Genomic DNA, 15,782 nt, shown 5'->3' with positions numbered 1-15,782 from the left:
ACGGGTGCTCCCGAGCACCACCAGTGGGAGGGCCGAGGCAGGCCCACCGTTACCACGAGAAGGAAAAGAGATATGCCTCCGAAGAAGAAGATCGCTGCCCTCGTCAAGGTGCAGCTCCAGGCCGGCGCCGCCACGCCGGCCCCGCCGGTCGGTACCGCGCTCGGTCCGCACGGCGTCAACATCATGGAGTTCTGCAAGGCGTACAACGCCGCGACGGAGTCCATGCGCGGCAACATCGTCCCGGTCGAGATCACGATCTACGAGGACCGGTCGTTCACCTTCGTCACCAAGACGCCGCCGGCTGCGGAGATGATCAAGAAGGCCGCGGGCCTGCAGAAGGGCTCGTCCGTCCCGCACACGGACAAGGTCGGCTCGATCTCCAAGGACCAGGTCCGCGAGATCGCCCAGACCAAGCTGCCCGACCTCAACGCGAACGACATCGACGCCGCGATGGAGATCATCGCCGGCACCGCTCGCTCCATGGGCGTCACCGTCGACTGACTCGTCGTCCCGACCGACCGAACTGTGGCAGGGCCAGCTGGGCCCGACGACCACGACTGGTAGAGAGAGAAGAACCAGAATGTCTCAGCACAGCAAGGCGTACGAGAACGCCGCCAAGAAGATCGACAAGGACGCGCTGTACGCCCCGCTCGAGGCGATGGAGCTCGTGAAGCAGTCAGGGTCGAAGAACTTCGACTCGACCGTCGACGTGTCGATGCGCCTCGGCGTCGATCCCCGCAAGGCCGACCAGATGGTCCGCGGCACGGTCAACCTGCCCAACGGCACCGGCAAGACCGCTCGCGTCCTCGTGTTCGCGACCGGCGCCAACGCCGACGCGGCTCGCGAGGCGGGTGCCGACTACGTGGGCTCCGACGACCTCGTCGAGAAGATCCAGGGCGGCTGGCTCGACTTCGACGCCGTCGTCGCGACGCCGGACATGATGGGCAAGGTCGGTCGCCTGGGTCGTGTGCTCGGCCCCCGCAACCTGATGCCCAACCCCAAGACCGGCACCGTGACGCCCAACGTCGCCAAGGCCGTCTCGGACATCAAGGGCGGCAAGATCGAGTTCCGCATCGACCGCCACTCCAACCTCCACTTCGTGATCGGCAAGGCCTCGTTCAGCACCACCGCGCTGGCCGAGAACTACGCCGCCGCGCTCGACGAGGTCCTGCGGCTCAAGCCGGCCAGCTCGAAGGGGCGCTACCTCAAGAAGGTCACCGTCTCGACGACGATGGGCCCGGGCGTCCCGATCGACCCGAACCGCACCCGCAACATCGTCTCCGACGAGGAGTGACGGCCTCCTAGGCCGTACGCACGACGCCGCAGGCGCCGCTTCCCTGAGGGAGGCGGCGTCTGCTGCATTCCCCGTCCTCCCAGGGCCGGTGGAGAGGAAAGACGGGATGATCGTCCCGCGGGGTACCGTGGACGCATGCGCACGCGAACCCTGACGACCGCACTCGCGGCCCTCGCTCTCGCCCTGACCGCCGGCTGCGGAAGCAGCGCCGACGTGGCCGCCGACGGTGGCGGCGGCTCCGGTGCCGCTGAGTCGTCGACGGGTGGCGGCGCGGGAGACGGCGCCACCGTCCTCACGACGAGCAACTTCGCCGAAGAGATCACCGGTGCCCAGCTGAAGGCCCAGACGACGCGGCTGACGATGACGATGAGCAGGGGCCGTCAGACGATGAAGGCCGAGGCGGACGTCAAGACGGCGAGCGACCCCCGCAAGAGCGCGATGGACATGTCGATGGACATGTCGGGGGAGTCGATGAAGATCATCATGGTCGACGGCACCCTCTACACCAAGGCCGAGGGGATGGCCGACGGCAAGTGGATGAAGATCGGCATCGACGACGTCTCCGGCGCCGTCGGCGGGTCCTTCGACCAGATGCGCGAGTCGATGGACCCGACGGCGAGCCTCCAGAAGCTCAAGGGCGCCATGAAGGATCTCAAGGACACCGGCGAGACCGAGATGATCGACGGCGTCGAGACCAAGCGCTACGACGCGGTGCTCGACACCTCCAAGATCACCGAGCTCCAGGGTTCGGCGGCCGCCAGGCTGCCCGACGAGATCACCTACCAGTACTGGGTCGGCCCGGACGACCTCCCGCGCAAGGTCGTCTTCGACGTCGCTCAGATCAAGAGCGAGATCACCTTCAGCGACTGGGGCAAGAAGGTCGAGGTCACCGCACCGCCGGCCGACCAGGTCACAGACGCGTCGTCGATGCTCGGCGGCTGACCCGGCGATTTGGTGCTGCGCGGTTCGGTCACGTAGTCTGGACGTTGCCGAAGACCGCCGGTCGTCCGCGACTCGCCCGCAGGGGAGTGTCACGGATCGAAGGTCCCGCTCACGCGGGCGGCCCGCGCAGGTTTCACCGAGTGAGACGCACTACCGTGCGCCACGCCCCGTGCCCTGCGCCGGGGCGTTCGTCGTTTCCGGGCTCGCTGCGCCGGTGGCCTTCGTACGAACCAGGTACCTGCCGCACGGCGGGTACGACACGAAGGAGAACCATGGCGCGACCGGACAAGGCCGCAGCGGTTGCCGAGCTGGCGGACGAGTTCCGCAGCTCCAACGGCGCTGTGCTGACCGAGTACCGCGGTCTCACCGTGAAGCAGCTGCAGGACCTGCGGCGCTCGCTCGGTGAGAACGTCAACTACGCCGTGTCCAAGAACACGCTGACCAAGATCGCGGCCCGCGACGCCGGTGTCGACGGTGTCGACCACCTGCTCAACGGCCCGACCGCCATCGCCTTCATCAAGGGTGATCCGGTCGAGGTCGCCAAGGGTCTGCGTGACTTCGCCAAGGCGAACGACAAGCTCGTCATCAAGGGCGGCTTCCTCGAGGGGAAGGCGCTCGACTCTGCCGAGATCACGAAGCTTGCCGATCTCGAGTCGCGCGAGGTTCTCCTCGGTCGACTCGCGGGCGGCATGAAGGCGAACCTCTCGAAGGCCGCCGCACTGTTCCAGGCACCGCTCGCCCAGGCGGCGCGTGCTGTGGGAGCCCTGCAGACCAAGGTCGAGCAGGAGACTCCCGCACCCTCGGCTCCGGCCGAGACCGAAGAAGCCCCGGCCGCGGCCGAGGGCTCCGAGGGCTAGGGCCCGATCACGTATCCGACCCCCCTCGGGGTCCCCAACAGGAAGGACGCCAACCATGGCGAAGCTCAGCACCGAGGACCTGCTCGACGCCTTCAAGGAGATGACCCTTCTTGAGCTCAGCGAGTTCGTGAAGCAGTTCGAGGACACCTTCGACGTCACCGCTGCCGCTCCGGTCGCGGTCGCCGCGGCTCCTGCCGCCGGCGGCGCCGGCGAGGCTGCCGCTGTCGAGGAGAAGGACGAGTTCGACGTCGTCCTCGAGTCGGCCGGCGACAAGAAGATCCAGGTCATCAAGGAGGTCCGCGCGCTCACGAGCCTCGGTCTCAAGGAGGCCAAGGACCTCGTCGAGGGTGCGCCGAAGGCGATCCTCGAGGGTGTCAACAAGGAGGCCGCCGACAAGGCCAAGGAGTCCCTCGAGGGCGCCGGCGCCACTGTCACGCTGAAGTGACCTCAGCTCTCTGAGGCTGCGCTCAGCGCACGGAGGCACGTCCTCCAGGCTCGTCGAACGGGCGTCCACCCCCTGTGGGGTGGGCGCCCGTTCGCGCGTCCTGGGGCAGGTGCGACATCCCGGGCTCGGCAGGGAGTAACGTCGGTCCCATGACGTGACCTGGGTCACGACCTGGAGGGTCTCAGTTCGGGTTCTGTGGGTTGTGTCACAATGCAACTTCTGGTTACAGTCACGGTTATTACCCGGGAGTAGCACCGCTGCTCCCGGAGACCACACGGTCGCTTCTGGGAGGAGATCCGGATGCGCGTCAGCGCCGCCGCACGTCGAGGGACCGCGCTCATGGCCGCCGCAGCGCTGGTGGGAGGGGCGATGCTCGCCCTGGCCCCCGTCGCGGCCGCCCAGCCGGCCTCGGTCAACCAGGTCGCCTACACCTGCGAGTCCGACAACGAGATCATCAACACCTCTCTCGGCGGCCCGCAGCGGTTCCTGGTGAATGCGCGCACCACGCTCCCGGACGCGGTCCAGTCGGGCGACACGATCCCCGCCACGGCCGCTGAGCTCGACCTCATCCTTCCTCCCGCGCTGGTGACCCGTATCCGCGAGAAGATGGAGGTGACCACGGTCGGCGGTGCGGCGACGTCCACAGTCCTGCTCCAGGGTGTCGCCGCCGGCGGCAAGCTCGTCGACACGCTGGAGCCCCAGGTTCGCGGCCTCAGCTCGCCGATGGTTCCCGTGCCGGCGTCGGGCCAGCTGCTGATCCCGGCCAAGGGCACCGTCGACCAGATCACCGTCCCTGACTTCCCGGAGGGCTCGAACGGTCTGATCTACGTCCAGATGCCCAAGGTCTTCACGCTCAATGCCAAGCTCAACCCGCCCGTCATCGGCGCGATCAGCGAGACCGAGCTGACGTGCACCCGCAACGAGGACACCGCGGCTGCCCGAGTGATCGGCACCATCCCCGTCGGCGAGGGCTGCGAGCAGACCGACTGCCCGCTGCCGAGAACCGGTGGGACGCCCGGTGGCGGCGGCAACGGTGGCGGCGACGACGGTGGCGCGGGCGGCGGTGGCGCGGGCGGCGGTGGTGGCGCCGGCCAGGACCCGCCGGTGATCAACCCGCCCGCGAACGCCCCCGGCAACGACTCCGGCGGATCTGGTGGCTCCGGCGGATCCGGGAGCGGCGACGGCGATCCCGGCGTCGCCCCGTACACGACCACGGCGCTCCCCGCGACGGGTTCGCCGGTCGGCGTCGGCCTGATCGCCCTCCTCGGCATCGCCGCGGCAGGTCGCCTCGCCCTCGCCGTCCGCACTCGTCGTCGCGCCAAGGCCTGACGTCCCCCTGCTGATCCTTTGTGGCCCCTCGCCGGTCGAGGAGCCCGTCCCCCCGAAGGAGCTCCGATGGGAGTCGAGGTACGCGTCGAAGGCCTGACGAAGTCCTTCGGCAAGCAGACGATCTGGCGTGATGTCTCGCTGACCCTGCCCGCTGGGCAGATCAGCGTCATGCTCGGACCGTCAGGCACCGGCAAGTCCGTCTTCTTGAAGGCCCTCATCGGCCTCCTCAAGCCCGACGAGGGCCACATCTTCATCGAGGGCACCGACATCGCGACGTGCACCGAGCGGGACCTCTACGACATCCGCAAGCTGTTCGGCGTCCTCTTCCAGGACGGCGCGATGTTCGGGTCCATGACGTTGTTCGACAACGTCGCCTTCCCGCTGCGCGAGCACACGCGCAAGTCGGAGAGCGAGATCCGGGAGATCGTCATGGAGAAGATGACGATGGTGGGCCTGGTCGGTGCCGAGGACAAGCTCCCCGGCGAGATCTCGGGCGGCATGCGCAAGCGCGCCGGACTCGCCCGTGCCCTCGTGCTCGAGCCGGAGATCGTGCTCTTCGACGAGCCCGACTCCGGTCTCGACCCGGTCCGTACGGCCTTCATCAACCAGCTGATCGTCGATCTCAACGCCCAGATCGAGGCGACGTTCCTGATCGTCACCCACGACATCAACACGGCGCGCACCGTGCCGGACAACATCGGCTTGCTGTTCCACCGGCACCTGGCGATGTTCGGGCCGCGCGAGATGCTGCTCTCCAGCGAGGAGCCGGCGGTGCGTCAGTTCCTCAACGCCCAGACCATCGGCCCCATCGGCATGAGCGAGGAGAAGGACGCCGACGAGCTGGCGCTGGAGGACCACAGCACCCTTCCGCCGCTGCCCCCGATCCCGCTCCAGATGCTGCCGTCCGACGGCCGGCCGCGGCCGACCCAGGCGCCGCCGGGCGCGTGGTGCGCCACCCACGGCGTCACGCCGCCGCCGGGCTCCTTCCTCGACGACGCGACGTCCCTCGGAGCGGTCGGCGTGCAGCAGCCGGTCCGGTCCGGCGGTGCGGTGTGAGTGCCGCAACCGTCATCACGGCGCCGCTGGCGACTGCAGGCAAGCTCTTCGCGTTCGGGGCGGACGTCGTGGTCAGCGTCTTCCGCCGGCCGTTCCAGGTGCGCGAGTTCATCCAGCAGGCGTGGTTCATCGCCTCGGTGACGATCATCCCGACGGCGCTGGTCGCCATCCCGTTCGGTGCGGTGATCGCGCTCCAGGCCGGCAGCCTCATCCAGCAGTTCGGCGCCCAGTCGTTCACCGGCTCCGCCGCCGTCCTCGCCGTGGTCCGGGAGGCGGGACCCATCGCGACCGCGCTGCTGGTCGCAGGTGCCGGCGGCTCCGCGATCGCTGCGGACCTCGGCGCGCGCAAGATCCGCGAAGAGCTCGACGCGATGATGGTGCTCGGCATCGACCCGATCCAGCGGCTCGTCGTGCCGCGCGTCCTCGCGTGCATGCTGATCGCCGTCTTCCTCAACGGCCTGGTCAGCGTGGTCGGCGTGGTCGGCGGCTACGTCTTCAACGTCGTCCTCCAGGGCGGCACGCCCGGTGCCTACCTCGCGTCCTTCACGGCGCTCGCCCAGACCGCCGACCTGTGGCAGGGCTTGGCGAAGGCGCTCGTGTTCGGCTTCATCGCGGCGATCGTCGCCGCCTACAAGGGCATGAACGCCGGCGGAGGCCCCCAAGGCGTCGGGCAGGCCGTGATGGAGTCCGTCGTCGTGACCTTCCTGCTCCTCTTCATGGCGAACTTCGTGATGAGCGCGCTCTACTTCCAGCTCGTCCCGGCCAAGGCGTTGTGACATGGCCGACGTGAGAGCGATCTACCAGCGACCCCTCGGAGGGCTGGACGCGCTCGGGCGGCACCTCGCCTTCTATCTGCGGGTGATCGCCTGGGTCCCGCGGACGGTCGTGCACTATCCGCGGGAGATCCTCCGCATCCTCTCGGAGGTCACGTTCGGCCGCGGGGCGCTCGCCGTCATCGGCGGCACCGTGGGTGTCATCAGCGCGATGTCGTTCTTCACCGGCACGGAGGTCGGCCTCCAGGGGTTCACCGCCCTCGACCAGCTCGGCACCAGCGCGTTCTCCGGCTTCTTCTCCGCCTACTTCAACACCCGCGAGATCGCTCCGCTGGTCGCGGGCATCGCGCTCGCGGCCACCGTCGGCTGTGGGTTCACCGCCCAGCTCGGCGCGATGCGCATCTCCGAGGAGGTCGACGCCCTCGAGGTGATGGCCGTGCCGTCCCTGCCGTACCTCGTGACGACGCGGGTGATCGCCGGTCTGGTCGCGATCGTCCCGCTCTACGTCGTCGGCCTGCTGGCGTCGTACTTCGCGACCCGGCTGACCGTGACGGTGATCTACGGCCAGAGCACGGGGACGTACGACCACTACTTCACGCTCTTCCTCCCTCCGGAGGACGTGCTGTGGTCGTTCGTGAAGGTGATCGTGTTCGCCGTCGTCGTCATCCTGATCCACTGCTACTACGGCTACTACGCGTCGGGCGGCCCCGTCGGCGTCGGCGTCGCCGTGGGCCGGGCGGTGCGCACGTCCATCGTCATGATCAACGTCGTGGACCTGATGATGTCGATGGCCATCTGGGGGACGACGACGACCGTGAGGCTGGCCGGCTGATGGCGCGCACCCCTGCTCTCGACCGTCCGGGCGCCCTCCGCGCGCTGGGTGTCGTCATGCTCGCGCTGCTGATCCTTGCGGTTTACGCGACGTACGCGGTGTTCACCAAGCAGTTCTCCGGCGACGTCCCGGTGACCATCCGCAGCGAGAGCGTCGGCCTGCAGCTCAACCGCAACGCCGACGTCAAGCTCCGCGGAGTCATCGTGGGCCGGGTCTCCGACATCACCTCCGACACCGGACGCGCCACGATCCACCTGATGATCGACCCCGACTACCAGCCCCTCATCCCCTCCGACGTAGAGGCGCTCATCGTGCCGAAGACGCTGTTCGGCGAGAAGTTCGTCGACCTGCAACCGGTGGCGGCCTCGGCCGGTACCCCGATCGAGTCCGGCGACGTCATCGCGCAGGCCGACCTGCCGGCCGAGGTCGAGACTCTCCTGGTGGACCTGGACCCGATCCTCACCGCGCTCAACCCGGCCGACCTCTCCTACACGCTCAACGCGGTGGCCGAGGCGTTGGACGGCCAGGGGGAGGCGATCGGCGCATCCCTCGAGACCCTCGAGGCCTACCTCCAGAAGATCACCCCGCTCGCCCCGCGGATCGTCGAGGACATCACGCTCCTCGGCGAGACGGCGCAGACCTACGCCGACGTGATGCCCGAGGTCGGGCAGACGCTGCGCAACGCGGTCGTCACCGGCAACACGCTGACCGGCCGCAAGGCGCAGCTGCAGGCGCTCTTCGTCGAGACGGCAGCGTTCGCGACCACCGCCGACGCCTTCCTCGACCGGACCGGCGACGACCTCATCACGCTCGCGCGTCAGTCCCGTCCGACGCTCGAGCTGCTGGCCGACTATGCCCCGACCATCGGCTGCGTGCTGAAGGGGGTCGACCGGCTCAAGCCGCGCATCGACTCGGCGTTCCGAGACAACCGGGCCCACGTCACGGTCGAGTTCGCGGCGCGCTCGCCGCGGGCGTACGACCGCCGTGACGCCGCCGACCTCCCGCCGGTCAGCGGGGGCGGGAGTGCGCTCGACCCGACGTGCTCGACCCTGCCCTCGACCCCGTACGACGGCTCGCGGCCCGCTCCGGGCATGAGCAACGCCCTGCTCCGCCAGCTGGGCATCGACGGCCCGCTCGGCAAGGCCGCCCCGCTGGTGGCACCGGCCAGGGTGAGCCCCGCCGGCTCGCAGGCCGAGGAGGAGCAGATCGATGCCGTGCTCGCGCCGGCGCTGGGTGTGGCGGCCGAGGACGTGCCCGACGTCGCGCAGGCGCTGGTCGGACCGGTGCTGCGTGGGGCGGAGGTGACGTTCGGATGAGTCGCCGCCGACGCCGCCGTACGCTCGACCCCCGGCTCGACCGCAAGACCAGCGGAGCGCTCGTCCGCCTGCTGCTGTTCCTCGTGGTCACCGGGACGCTCACCGGGATCCTCGCCGTCGTGATCGGCAACGTCTCGTTCCTCGACACCAAGGAGTACAAGGCGGTCTTCGCCGACGTCACGAGCCTCGTCGAGGGCGACGACGTCCGGATCGCCGGGGTGCGCGTGGGCAACGTCGTCGGTGTGCGGGTCGACTCCGACGCGACTGCCGAGGTCACCTTCAGCGTCGACTCCGACGTGACCCTGACAGAGAGCACCCTGGCGACGCTGCGCTACCGCAACATGATCGGCCAGCGCTACCTCTCGCTCACCGAGGGCGCCGAGGGGACGAGCCGGCGCCTCGAGCCGGGTGACACGATCCCGATGTCGAGGACGCAGCCCGCGCTCGACCTCACCGTCCTCTTCGCCGGCTTCAAGCCGCTCTTCCAGGCGCTGTCGCCCGACGACACGAACCAGCTGGCGTACGAGCTCATCCAGGTCTTCCAGGGCGAGAGCGGCACCGTCGAGTCGTTGCTCGGTCACACCGCGTCGCTGACCCAGACCCTCGCCGACCGTGACGACCTGATCGGGTCGGTGATCACCAACCTGACGACGGTGCTCAAGTCGTTCAACGCCCGCGACGCCGAGCTGTCCAGCACGATCTCGACCCTGCAGCAGCTCATCACCGGGCTGAAGGACGACCGGGGGGTCCTCACCGGCTCGCTCGACGACATCGCGTCGCTGACCAACGAGACGGCCGGGCTCCTCACCGCGGTGAGGCCCGACCTCACCGCCGACATCTCGCACCTGCGGGACCTCACCGCACAGATCGGCACCAAGCGTGCACGCCAGGCCCTCGACAGCGCCCTCCAGATCCTTCCGATCAAGATCGACCGGATCGGCAGGACCGGCCAGTACGGCTCGTTCTTCAACTTCTACGTCTGCGACGTCGGCATCGACGGCAAGCTGCCGTCGTTGAGCGGGGTGCCGGGGTGGGAGAACGCCCGCCCGTTCAAGACCACCAGGCGCGTGACCGTGACGGGACCAGGGGTGAGCCGATGCGTGCGATGAAGCCGTTCCGCGAGCGCAACGCCGCCGTCGTCGGTGCGGTGAGCGTGCTCGTGATCGCCCTGTTCCTGGTGGTGGCCAGCCAGGCGAGCAAGCTGCCGCTGGTCGGCAGCGGGCCGACGTACGCCGCCGAGTTCACCGAGGTCGGCGGCCTGAAGAAGGGTGACGACGTCCGGATGGCTGGTGTGCTGGTCGGGGAGGTCGACGACCTCGAGCTGGAGGGCGACAAGGTGCGCGTGTCGTTCCGGATCAAGGACGAGCGCGACCGCCTCGGGAAGGCGACAGGCGCATCGGTCCGGATCAAGACGCTGCTCGGGACGATGTACGTCAGCCTCGAGCCCGCAGGGGGCGGCACCCTCGAGCCGGGGAGCGTCATCCCCGCCTCGCGGACGACCCCTCCGTACGACATCGTCCAGGCGTTCTCCGACCTCAGCGAGACGACCCAGCAGATCGACACCGACCAGCTGGCGTACGCGATGCGCACCCTCGGAGAGGTCACGTCGAAGACGCCGGAGGAGTTCCAGAAGGCGGTCCGGGGTGTCACCGCGCTGTCGGAGAACCTCGCCGCTCGGGACGCCGAGATCAAGACGTTGCTCAAGAACATCGACGGCATCTCCGGTGTGCTCGCCGACCGCAACTCCGAGGTCGTGTCGCTGTTCGAGGACGGGGGAGTGCTGTTCGAGGCGCTCACCCAGCGCCGGCAGGCCATCCACGACGTCCTGGTCGGCGTCACCCGCATGTCCGACGAGATCCAGAAGCTCGTCGCGGACACGAAGGCCGACCTCAAGCCGGCGCTCGACCGTCTCGCCGGCGTGGTGAAGGTCCTGAAGGCCAACGAGAAGAACATCGAGTCGGCCCTCGAGCAGCTGCCGGCGTTCTACTCCATGGTGGCGAGCAACGGAGGCAACGGACCGTGGCTCGACGGGTTCCTCTACAACCTGCTGAGCATCCTCGGACTGGAGGACGGACTGTGAGCGCCGACGTCACGCGCGCCCCCCGGGTCTCCCGTCGCGTCGTCGAGGGCGTCGCGGCGGTGCTCGTCCTCGCACTCGTCGCGGCCCTGGTCGTGATCCTGCTGCCACGGTCGGAGAAGCAGACGGCGACCGTCGACTTCGACCGGACCGTCTCCCTCTACGAGGGGTCGACCGTGCGCATCCTCGGGGTCGACGTCGGGACGGTCGAGTCCATCACGCCGCGCGGGTCGACCGTCCGGGTCAAGATCTCGTGGGACGCCGACTACGCGGTGCCCGCCGACGTCACCGCGGTGATCGTGTCGCCCTCGGTGGTCGGGGACCGCTTCGTCCAGCTCACGCCGGCGTACGCCGGCGGCCCCAAGCTCGCCGACGGCGCTCACCTCGACCAGGAGCGCTCGGCCACTCCGACCGAGCTCGACGAGAGCTACGAGGCGCTCGACCGGGTGGCGAAGGCGCTCGGTCCGCAGGGAGCGAACGCCGACGGAGCCCTGAGCACGCTCCTGGAGACGTCGGCTGACAACCTCGACGGCCGGGGCGAAGAGATCCGCCGCAGCATCGCCGCACTCGCCAAGGTGACGACGACGGCCGACGGGTCCAAGGACGAGCTCTTCTCGTCGATGGAGAAGATCGAGCGCTTCGTCTCGGCGCTCGAGCAGAACGACGCCTCGGTGCGGTCGTTCAACTCGAGTCTCGCCGACGTGTCGACGGTGCTGGCGGGGGAGCGCGACGACCTCCAGGCGGCCCTGCGAGAGCTGGCGGCGGCCCTTGGCACGGTCCAGTCGTACGTGGCCGAGAACCGTGCGAGCCTCCGCAAGAACGTCGACGGGCTCGCCGACGTCACCGAGTCGCTCGCCGACCAGCGCAAGAACCTTGCCGCACTCCTGGACCGCGGGCCCAGGGCGCTGTCCAACCTGGCGACGGCCTACAACCCGACCACGGGCACCCTCGACACCCGCGCCACCATCCTGCGCAAGGACGACGGCAGGTACCGCACGCTCACCGAAGCGGTGTACGTCGGGGCTTACTGCGGTCTGGCCTCCAACCAGAACCCGAAGTACAGGACGACGTGCTACGCCCTCTCTGATCAGCTGGTGTGGTGGCTCGCCGACCAGGCGAGGCGTACGAGCTCCGACGGAGCCGCGTCCCCGGCCGCCGAGCCGCCGGCACCCGGCGACGCCGGTGGGGCGGACGCCTCGGACGACGCCGGTCTCGTGGCTCTGATGGGGGTGGCGTGATGCGTGAGACGTTCGGACGCGCGAGGGCGGCGGTGGTGCTCGCGGCTGCTCTGGTGCTGACGGCAGGATGCGGACGCGGCAGCGTCGGAGACCTTCCCCTCCCCGGTGGCGCCGACCTGGGTGACGACCCGTACACCGTCGTCGTGGAGTTCGAGGACGTCCTCGACCTCGTGCCGCAGAGCGCGGTGAAGGTCAACGACGTCTCCGTCGGCCGGGTGACCGACGTGGCGCTCGACGGGTGGCAGGCCGTCGTCACGATGAAGGTCAACGGCGACGTCGAGCTCCCCGACAATGCCCTCGCCGCGATCCGCCAGACCAGCATCCTGGGCGAGAAGTTCGTGTCGCTCGCCCCGCCTCCCTCGGGCGCGCAGGGCCGGTTGTCCGAGGGTGACCGCATCCCGCTGGTGCGCTCGGGCCACACCCCCGAGGTCGAGCAGGTCCTCGGCGCACTCTCGCTCGTCCTCAACGGCGGGGCGGTGGACAAGATCCAGGTCATCGCCCGCGAGCTCAACGCGGCCACGACCGGGAGAGAGGCCAACATGCGCACGCTCCTGCGTCGCCTCGACGAGTTCGTCGGCACGGCCGAGGCCTCCAAGAAGGAGATCGTCGTCGCCATCGAGCAGATCGACGCGCTCGCGAAGGCGACCAGGACTCAGCAGTCCGCGATCGACGACGCCCTCGACGACCTGCCGGCAGCGCTCCAGACCGTGAACGCGCAGCGGGCCAACCTGGTGCGCATGCTGGGAGCGCTCAACACGCTGAGCGGCGTCGGCACCGAGGTCATCGTCAAGTCCAAGCAGTCCGTCGTCGCAGACCTGAAGGCGCTCAACCCGGTGCTGGACAACCTCGCCTCCGCAGGGGACGCGCTGATCAGCTCGCTCGAGGTGCTGCCGACGTTCCCGTTCCCCGACAGCCTGCTGGGAGACAACCCCGAGCAGGCGGCGGCGTACCAGATGGGCGACTACACCAACGTGTCCCTCGACTTCACCACCGACTTCACCAAGACCATCGGCCTCATGACCGAGGCCGAGCGGGCGTCGCTCAAGGCGGCCCTGCGCAGTGACGACGTCGCAGGCGTGATGGCGCGGACGGTGGTGGCGCCGTGATCACCCGTCGCGTACGCGTGCAGCTCGTGCTCTTCCTCGTGATCACGCTCGTGGGCATCGCCTACGTCGGGGCGACCTATGCCCGGCTCGACCGGCTGATCGGCGGCAGCGGCTATTCCGTCACCGTCCAGATGGCCGAGTCGGGCGGCATCTTCACCGGTGCCGACGTGACGTACCGCGGCGTGAGCGTCGGCCGGGTCAAGGAGATGTGGCTGACCGCTGACGGTGTCGACGTGGAGGTGCGGATCGACGAGGACGCGCCTCGGATCCCCGCTGACACCGCGGTCGTCGTCGCCAACAAGTCCGCCGTCGGCGAGCAGTACCTCGACTTCCAGCCCGAGGGGGCCGCCGGGCCGTTCCTCGGCGAGGACGACGTGGTCGCCCGTGAGCGCACCCGCGTCCCGGTCGACACCCGCACCTTGATCACCGACGTGAGCGGGCTGCTGTCGTCCGTCGACGCCGACGACCTCAGCACCGTCATCACCGAGCTGGGGGCGGCCTTCGAGGGGTCGGGCAAGGACATCCGCACCACCATCGACGCGACGAGCTCGTTCATCACCAAGGCCGACCAGAAGTACGCGATGACCGCCGACCTGATCCGCGAGTCGACCACGGTGCTCCAGACCCAGGTCGACGGCCAGGACGACATCCGCGCGTTCGCCACGAACCTGCGCGACCTCTCGACCGCCATGCGGACCTCGGACCAGGACCTGCGCACCGTTCTCGACACGGGCGCCCCGACCGCGGCCACGCTCCGGACCGTCCTCAGCGAGAACGCCGACGACATCGCGTCGCTGCTCAGTGACGCGATCCGGCTCAACACCGTGGTGCGCGGACGCCTCGACGGGATCCGTGGGGTCCTCGTCATCGCCCCGTACGGCGTCGAGAGCGCCTTCTCGATCATCGCCAAGGACTCGCGCACCGGCCAGTACGCCGCGCGCATGAGCCTCTCGCTGCAGCCGGAGAACGCCCCGTGCGAGACCGGCTACCTGCCCCGGTCGCGCCAGCGGACGCCGTTCGACCGCACCCCGGCGGCGTGGCAGCGTGCGTTCGCGTGCGCCGAGCCGCAGCCGCGGTCCGCGGCCGCCGCCAAGGGGGGCACGAGCCCCGCGGGGGTGACACGTGACGAGAGCGAGGTTCTCGGTACGTACGATGTGGCGACGGGTCAGGTGGACGTCGGCGGCACGACGACGATCCCTGACGCCCCGGACCTCGGGAAGGAGTCCTGGAAGTGGATGCTGCTCGGACCGGCGGTCGCACGCTGACCCGCACCCGCCTGCTCGCTGTGGCGCTCGCGGCGGTGGTCGTCGCCGGGGTGGTGGTCGGCGTCGTCGCGCTCGTGCGGGGTCCGCAGATCCCGGCGTACGCCGACGCGGCCGCCCGCCAGGACGTCCGGGCGGCGACGGAGAAGTTCGCGACCAGCGTCAACTCCTACGACGTCAAGGACCTCGACCCGTACGTCGCTCGCGTGAAGCCGCTGCTGACCGACGATCTCGCCGTGCAGTTCGAGGCGTCGACCAAGGACCTGCTCGGACAGTTCGCCGACACGGGGATCGTGTCGAAGGGCAACGTCGAGCAGGTGGCGATCGAGAGCATCGACGACGACAGCGCCGAGGTGCTCGCCGCGATCACGGTGGAGACCGAGCCCAAGGACGTCCAGGTGGGTCAGCCTCGGCTCCGCTGGCGTGTCGCGCTGGTCCGTGAGGGAGACCGCTGGTTGGTCGACAGCTTCACCAACGTGACGGTGGAGACGGCCGCGACGCCGGCCCCGGGTGCCGCACCGACACCGACGCCGACGCAGGGGAGCGGGTCATGAGCAACCGACGGCCTCGGATCGCGGGGGAGCGGCGACGTCCCGCCACGCCCGGTGACGAGCACGACGAGCCGGTGGAGGGCCCCGAGCCGTCCGTCGAGGAGGGTGGTAGCGACGCCGTCGAGGCGGCTCCCGAGGCCCGTCCACGCGCGCCGCGGACCCCATGGGCCCCGCTGTCACGACGTGCCCGGATCGTCCTCGCCACCCTGGCCGTGCTCGCCGTCGCGGCGGTGGCCTTCGCGGTCGTGGCGACGCTGGCGGTCCGCCAGACCGAGGGCGACGCCGAGGCACGGGTGGACGCCGCCGAGAAGGCCACCTCGGCGGCGTCGTCCGCGCTCGAGTCGACGCTCAGCTATCGGCACGCGACGGTGACCGAGGACCTCGAGGCCGCCACCGAGCGGATGACCTCGGACTTCGCCAAGGAGTACGAGCAGCTGGCACCGCAGGTCGCCTCGGCGGCCAAGCAGCGCAAGATCGACGTGACGGCGACGGTGCGTGCGATCGCCCCGCTCGAGTGCGGTCAGGAGTGCTCGGACTCGCGCGTCCGCGTGCTCGCGTTCGTCGACCAGTCCCGCACGCTCGACGGGAAGCCCGGATCGCCCGCCGCGCTGTCGGTCGTGGTGAGGATGCAGAAGGTCGACGGCGACTGGCTGGTCGCGGAGATGACGACGACGTAGGCCCTTGCCCAGGCGACCTCGGTGCGG

At 69.6% G+C, this 15,782-nt stretch carries 17 protein-coding genes; all 17 read left to right on the top strand.

Annotated elements, in window-relative coordinates; translation table 11 throughout:
* The first annotated feature begins 72 nt into the window (after positions 1-72).
* The 17 genes from rplK to KV100_RS06675 all read left to right on the top strand — a co-directional run bounded on the left by rplK (position 73) and on the right by KV100_RS06675 (position 15,755).
* A complete protein-coding gene (rplK, locus tag KV100_RS06755; protein ID WP_220342093.1) occupies positions 73-501 on the top strand; it encodes a 50S ribosomal protein L11 in 429 nt (142 codons plus the stop codon).
* Between the two features lie 79 nt (positions 502-580).
* Positions 581-1,294, top strand: a complete 714-nt coding sequence (rplA, locus tag KV100_RS06750) for a 50S ribosomal protein L1 (RefSeq protein WP_220342092.1) — start codon at positions 581-583, stop codon at positions 1,292-1,294.
* Positions 1,295-1,429: 135 nt separating this feature from the next.
* Positions 1,430-2,236, top strand: coding sequence for a DUF6612 family protein (locus tag KV100_RS06745; RefSeq protein WP_220342091.1), 807 nt, complete (start codon positions 1,430-1,432; stop codon positions 2,234-2,236).
* A gap of 272 nt (positions 2,237-2,508) precedes the next feature.
* Positions 2,509-3,093 (top strand): 50S ribosomal protein L10, encoded by a 585-nt coding sequence (gene rplJ, locus KV100_RS06740; protein WP_220342090.1) that lies wholly within the window; start codon positions 2,509-2,511, stop codon positions 3,091-3,093.
* 55 nt (positions 3,094-3,148) lie between these two features.
* Positions 3,149-3,538, top strand: coding sequence for a 50S ribosomal protein L7/L12 (gene rplL / locus KV100_RS06735; protein WP_220342089.1), 390 nt, complete (start codon positions 3,149-3,151; stop codon positions 3,536-3,538).
* Positions 3,539-3,838: 300 nt separating this feature from the next.
* Positions 3,839-4,867, top strand: a complete 1,029-nt coding sequence (locus tag KV100_RS06730) for a DUF6801 domain-containing protein (RefSeq protein WP_220342088.1) — start codon at positions 3,839-3,841, stop codon at positions 4,865-4,867.
* Between the two features lie 66 nt (positions 4,868-4,933).
* Entirely contained in the window at positions 4,934-5,923 is a 990-nt protein-coding gene (locus KV100_RS06725) for an ABC transporter ATP-binding protein (protein WP_220342087.1), read from the top strand.
* Complete coding sequence (locus KV100_RS06720; protein WP_308291365.1) at positions 5,920-6,699, top strand: ABC transporter permease; 780 nt, start codon at positions 5,920-5,922, stop codon at positions 6,697-6,699. Before KV100_RS06725 ends, KV100_RS06720 begins: the two co-directional genes overlap by 4 nt.
* Position 6,700: 1 nt before the next feature.
* A complete protein-coding gene (locus KV100_RS06715; protein WP_220342086.1) occupies positions 6,701-7,528 on the top strand; it encodes an ABC transporter permease in 828 nt (275 codons plus the stop codon).
* The gene (locus KV100_RS06710) at positions 7,528-8,844 is read left to right on the top strand and encodes an MCE family protein (RefSeq protein ID WP_220342085.1); all 1,317 of its coding nucleotides are present in this window, start codon (positions 7,528-7,530) and stop codon (positions 8,842-8,844) included. Before KV100_RS06715 ends, KV100_RS06710 begins: the two co-directional genes overlap by 1 nt.
* Entirely contained in the window at positions 8,841-9,953 is a 1,113-nt protein-coding gene (locus KV100_RS06705; RefSeq protein WP_220342084.1) for an MCE family protein, read from the top strand. The genes KV100_RS06710 and KV100_RS06705 overlap by 4 nt, the downstream gene beginning before the upstream one ends.
* Positions 9,941-10,924 carry an MCE family protein gene (locus tag KV100_RS06700; RefSeq protein ID WP_220342083.1) on the top strand — a complete coding sequence of 328 codons (984 nt, stop codon included), beginning with the start codon at positions 9,941-9,943 and terminating at the stop codon, positions 10,922-10,924. Before KV100_RS06705 ends, KV100_RS06700 begins: the two co-directional genes overlap by 13 nt.
* Complete coding sequence (locus KV100_RS06695; protein ID WP_220342082.1) at positions 10,921-12,159, top strand: MCE family protein; 1,239 nt, start codon at positions 10,921-10,923, stop codon at positions 12,157-12,159. The genes KV100_RS06700 and KV100_RS06695 overlap by 4 nt, the downstream gene beginning before the upstream one ends.
* Complete coding sequence (locus KV100_RS06690) at positions 12,159-13,265, top strand: MCE family protein (protein ID WP_220342081.1); 1,107 nt, start codon at positions 12,159-12,161, stop codon at positions 13,263-13,265. The genes KV100_RS06695 and KV100_RS06690 overlap by 1 nt, the downstream gene beginning before the upstream one ends.
* On the top strand, positions 13,262-14,530 hold the full coding sequence (locus KV100_RS06685) for an MCE family protein (RefSeq protein ID WP_220342080.1): 1,269 nt from the start codon (positions 13,262-13,264) through the stop codon (positions 14,528-14,530). The genes KV100_RS06690 and KV100_RS06685 overlap by 4 nt, the downstream gene beginning before the upstream one ends.
* A complete protein-coding gene (locus KV100_RS06680; RefSeq protein WP_220342079.1) occupies positions 14,497-15,081 on the top strand; it encodes a hypothetical protein in 585 nt (194 codons plus the stop codon). Before KV100_RS06685 ends, KV100_RS06680 begins: the two co-directional genes overlap by 34 nt.
* Positions 15,078-15,755 (top strand): hypothetical protein, encoded by a 678-nt coding sequence (locus KV100_RS06675; RefSeq protein WP_220342078.1) that lies wholly within the window; start codon positions 15,078-15,080, stop codon positions 15,753-15,755. Before KV100_RS06680 ends, KV100_RS06675 begins: the two co-directional genes overlap by 4 nt.
* The last annotated feature ends 27 nt before the right edge of the window (positions 15,756-15,782 follow it).

It is taken from the genome of Mumia sp. zg.B21 (assembly GCF_019550855.1).
Lineage (GTDB): Bacteria > Actinomycetota > Actinomycetes > Propionibacteriales > Nocardioidaceae > Mumia.
This window is presented reverse-complemented; position numbering and strand designations above follow the sequence as displayed.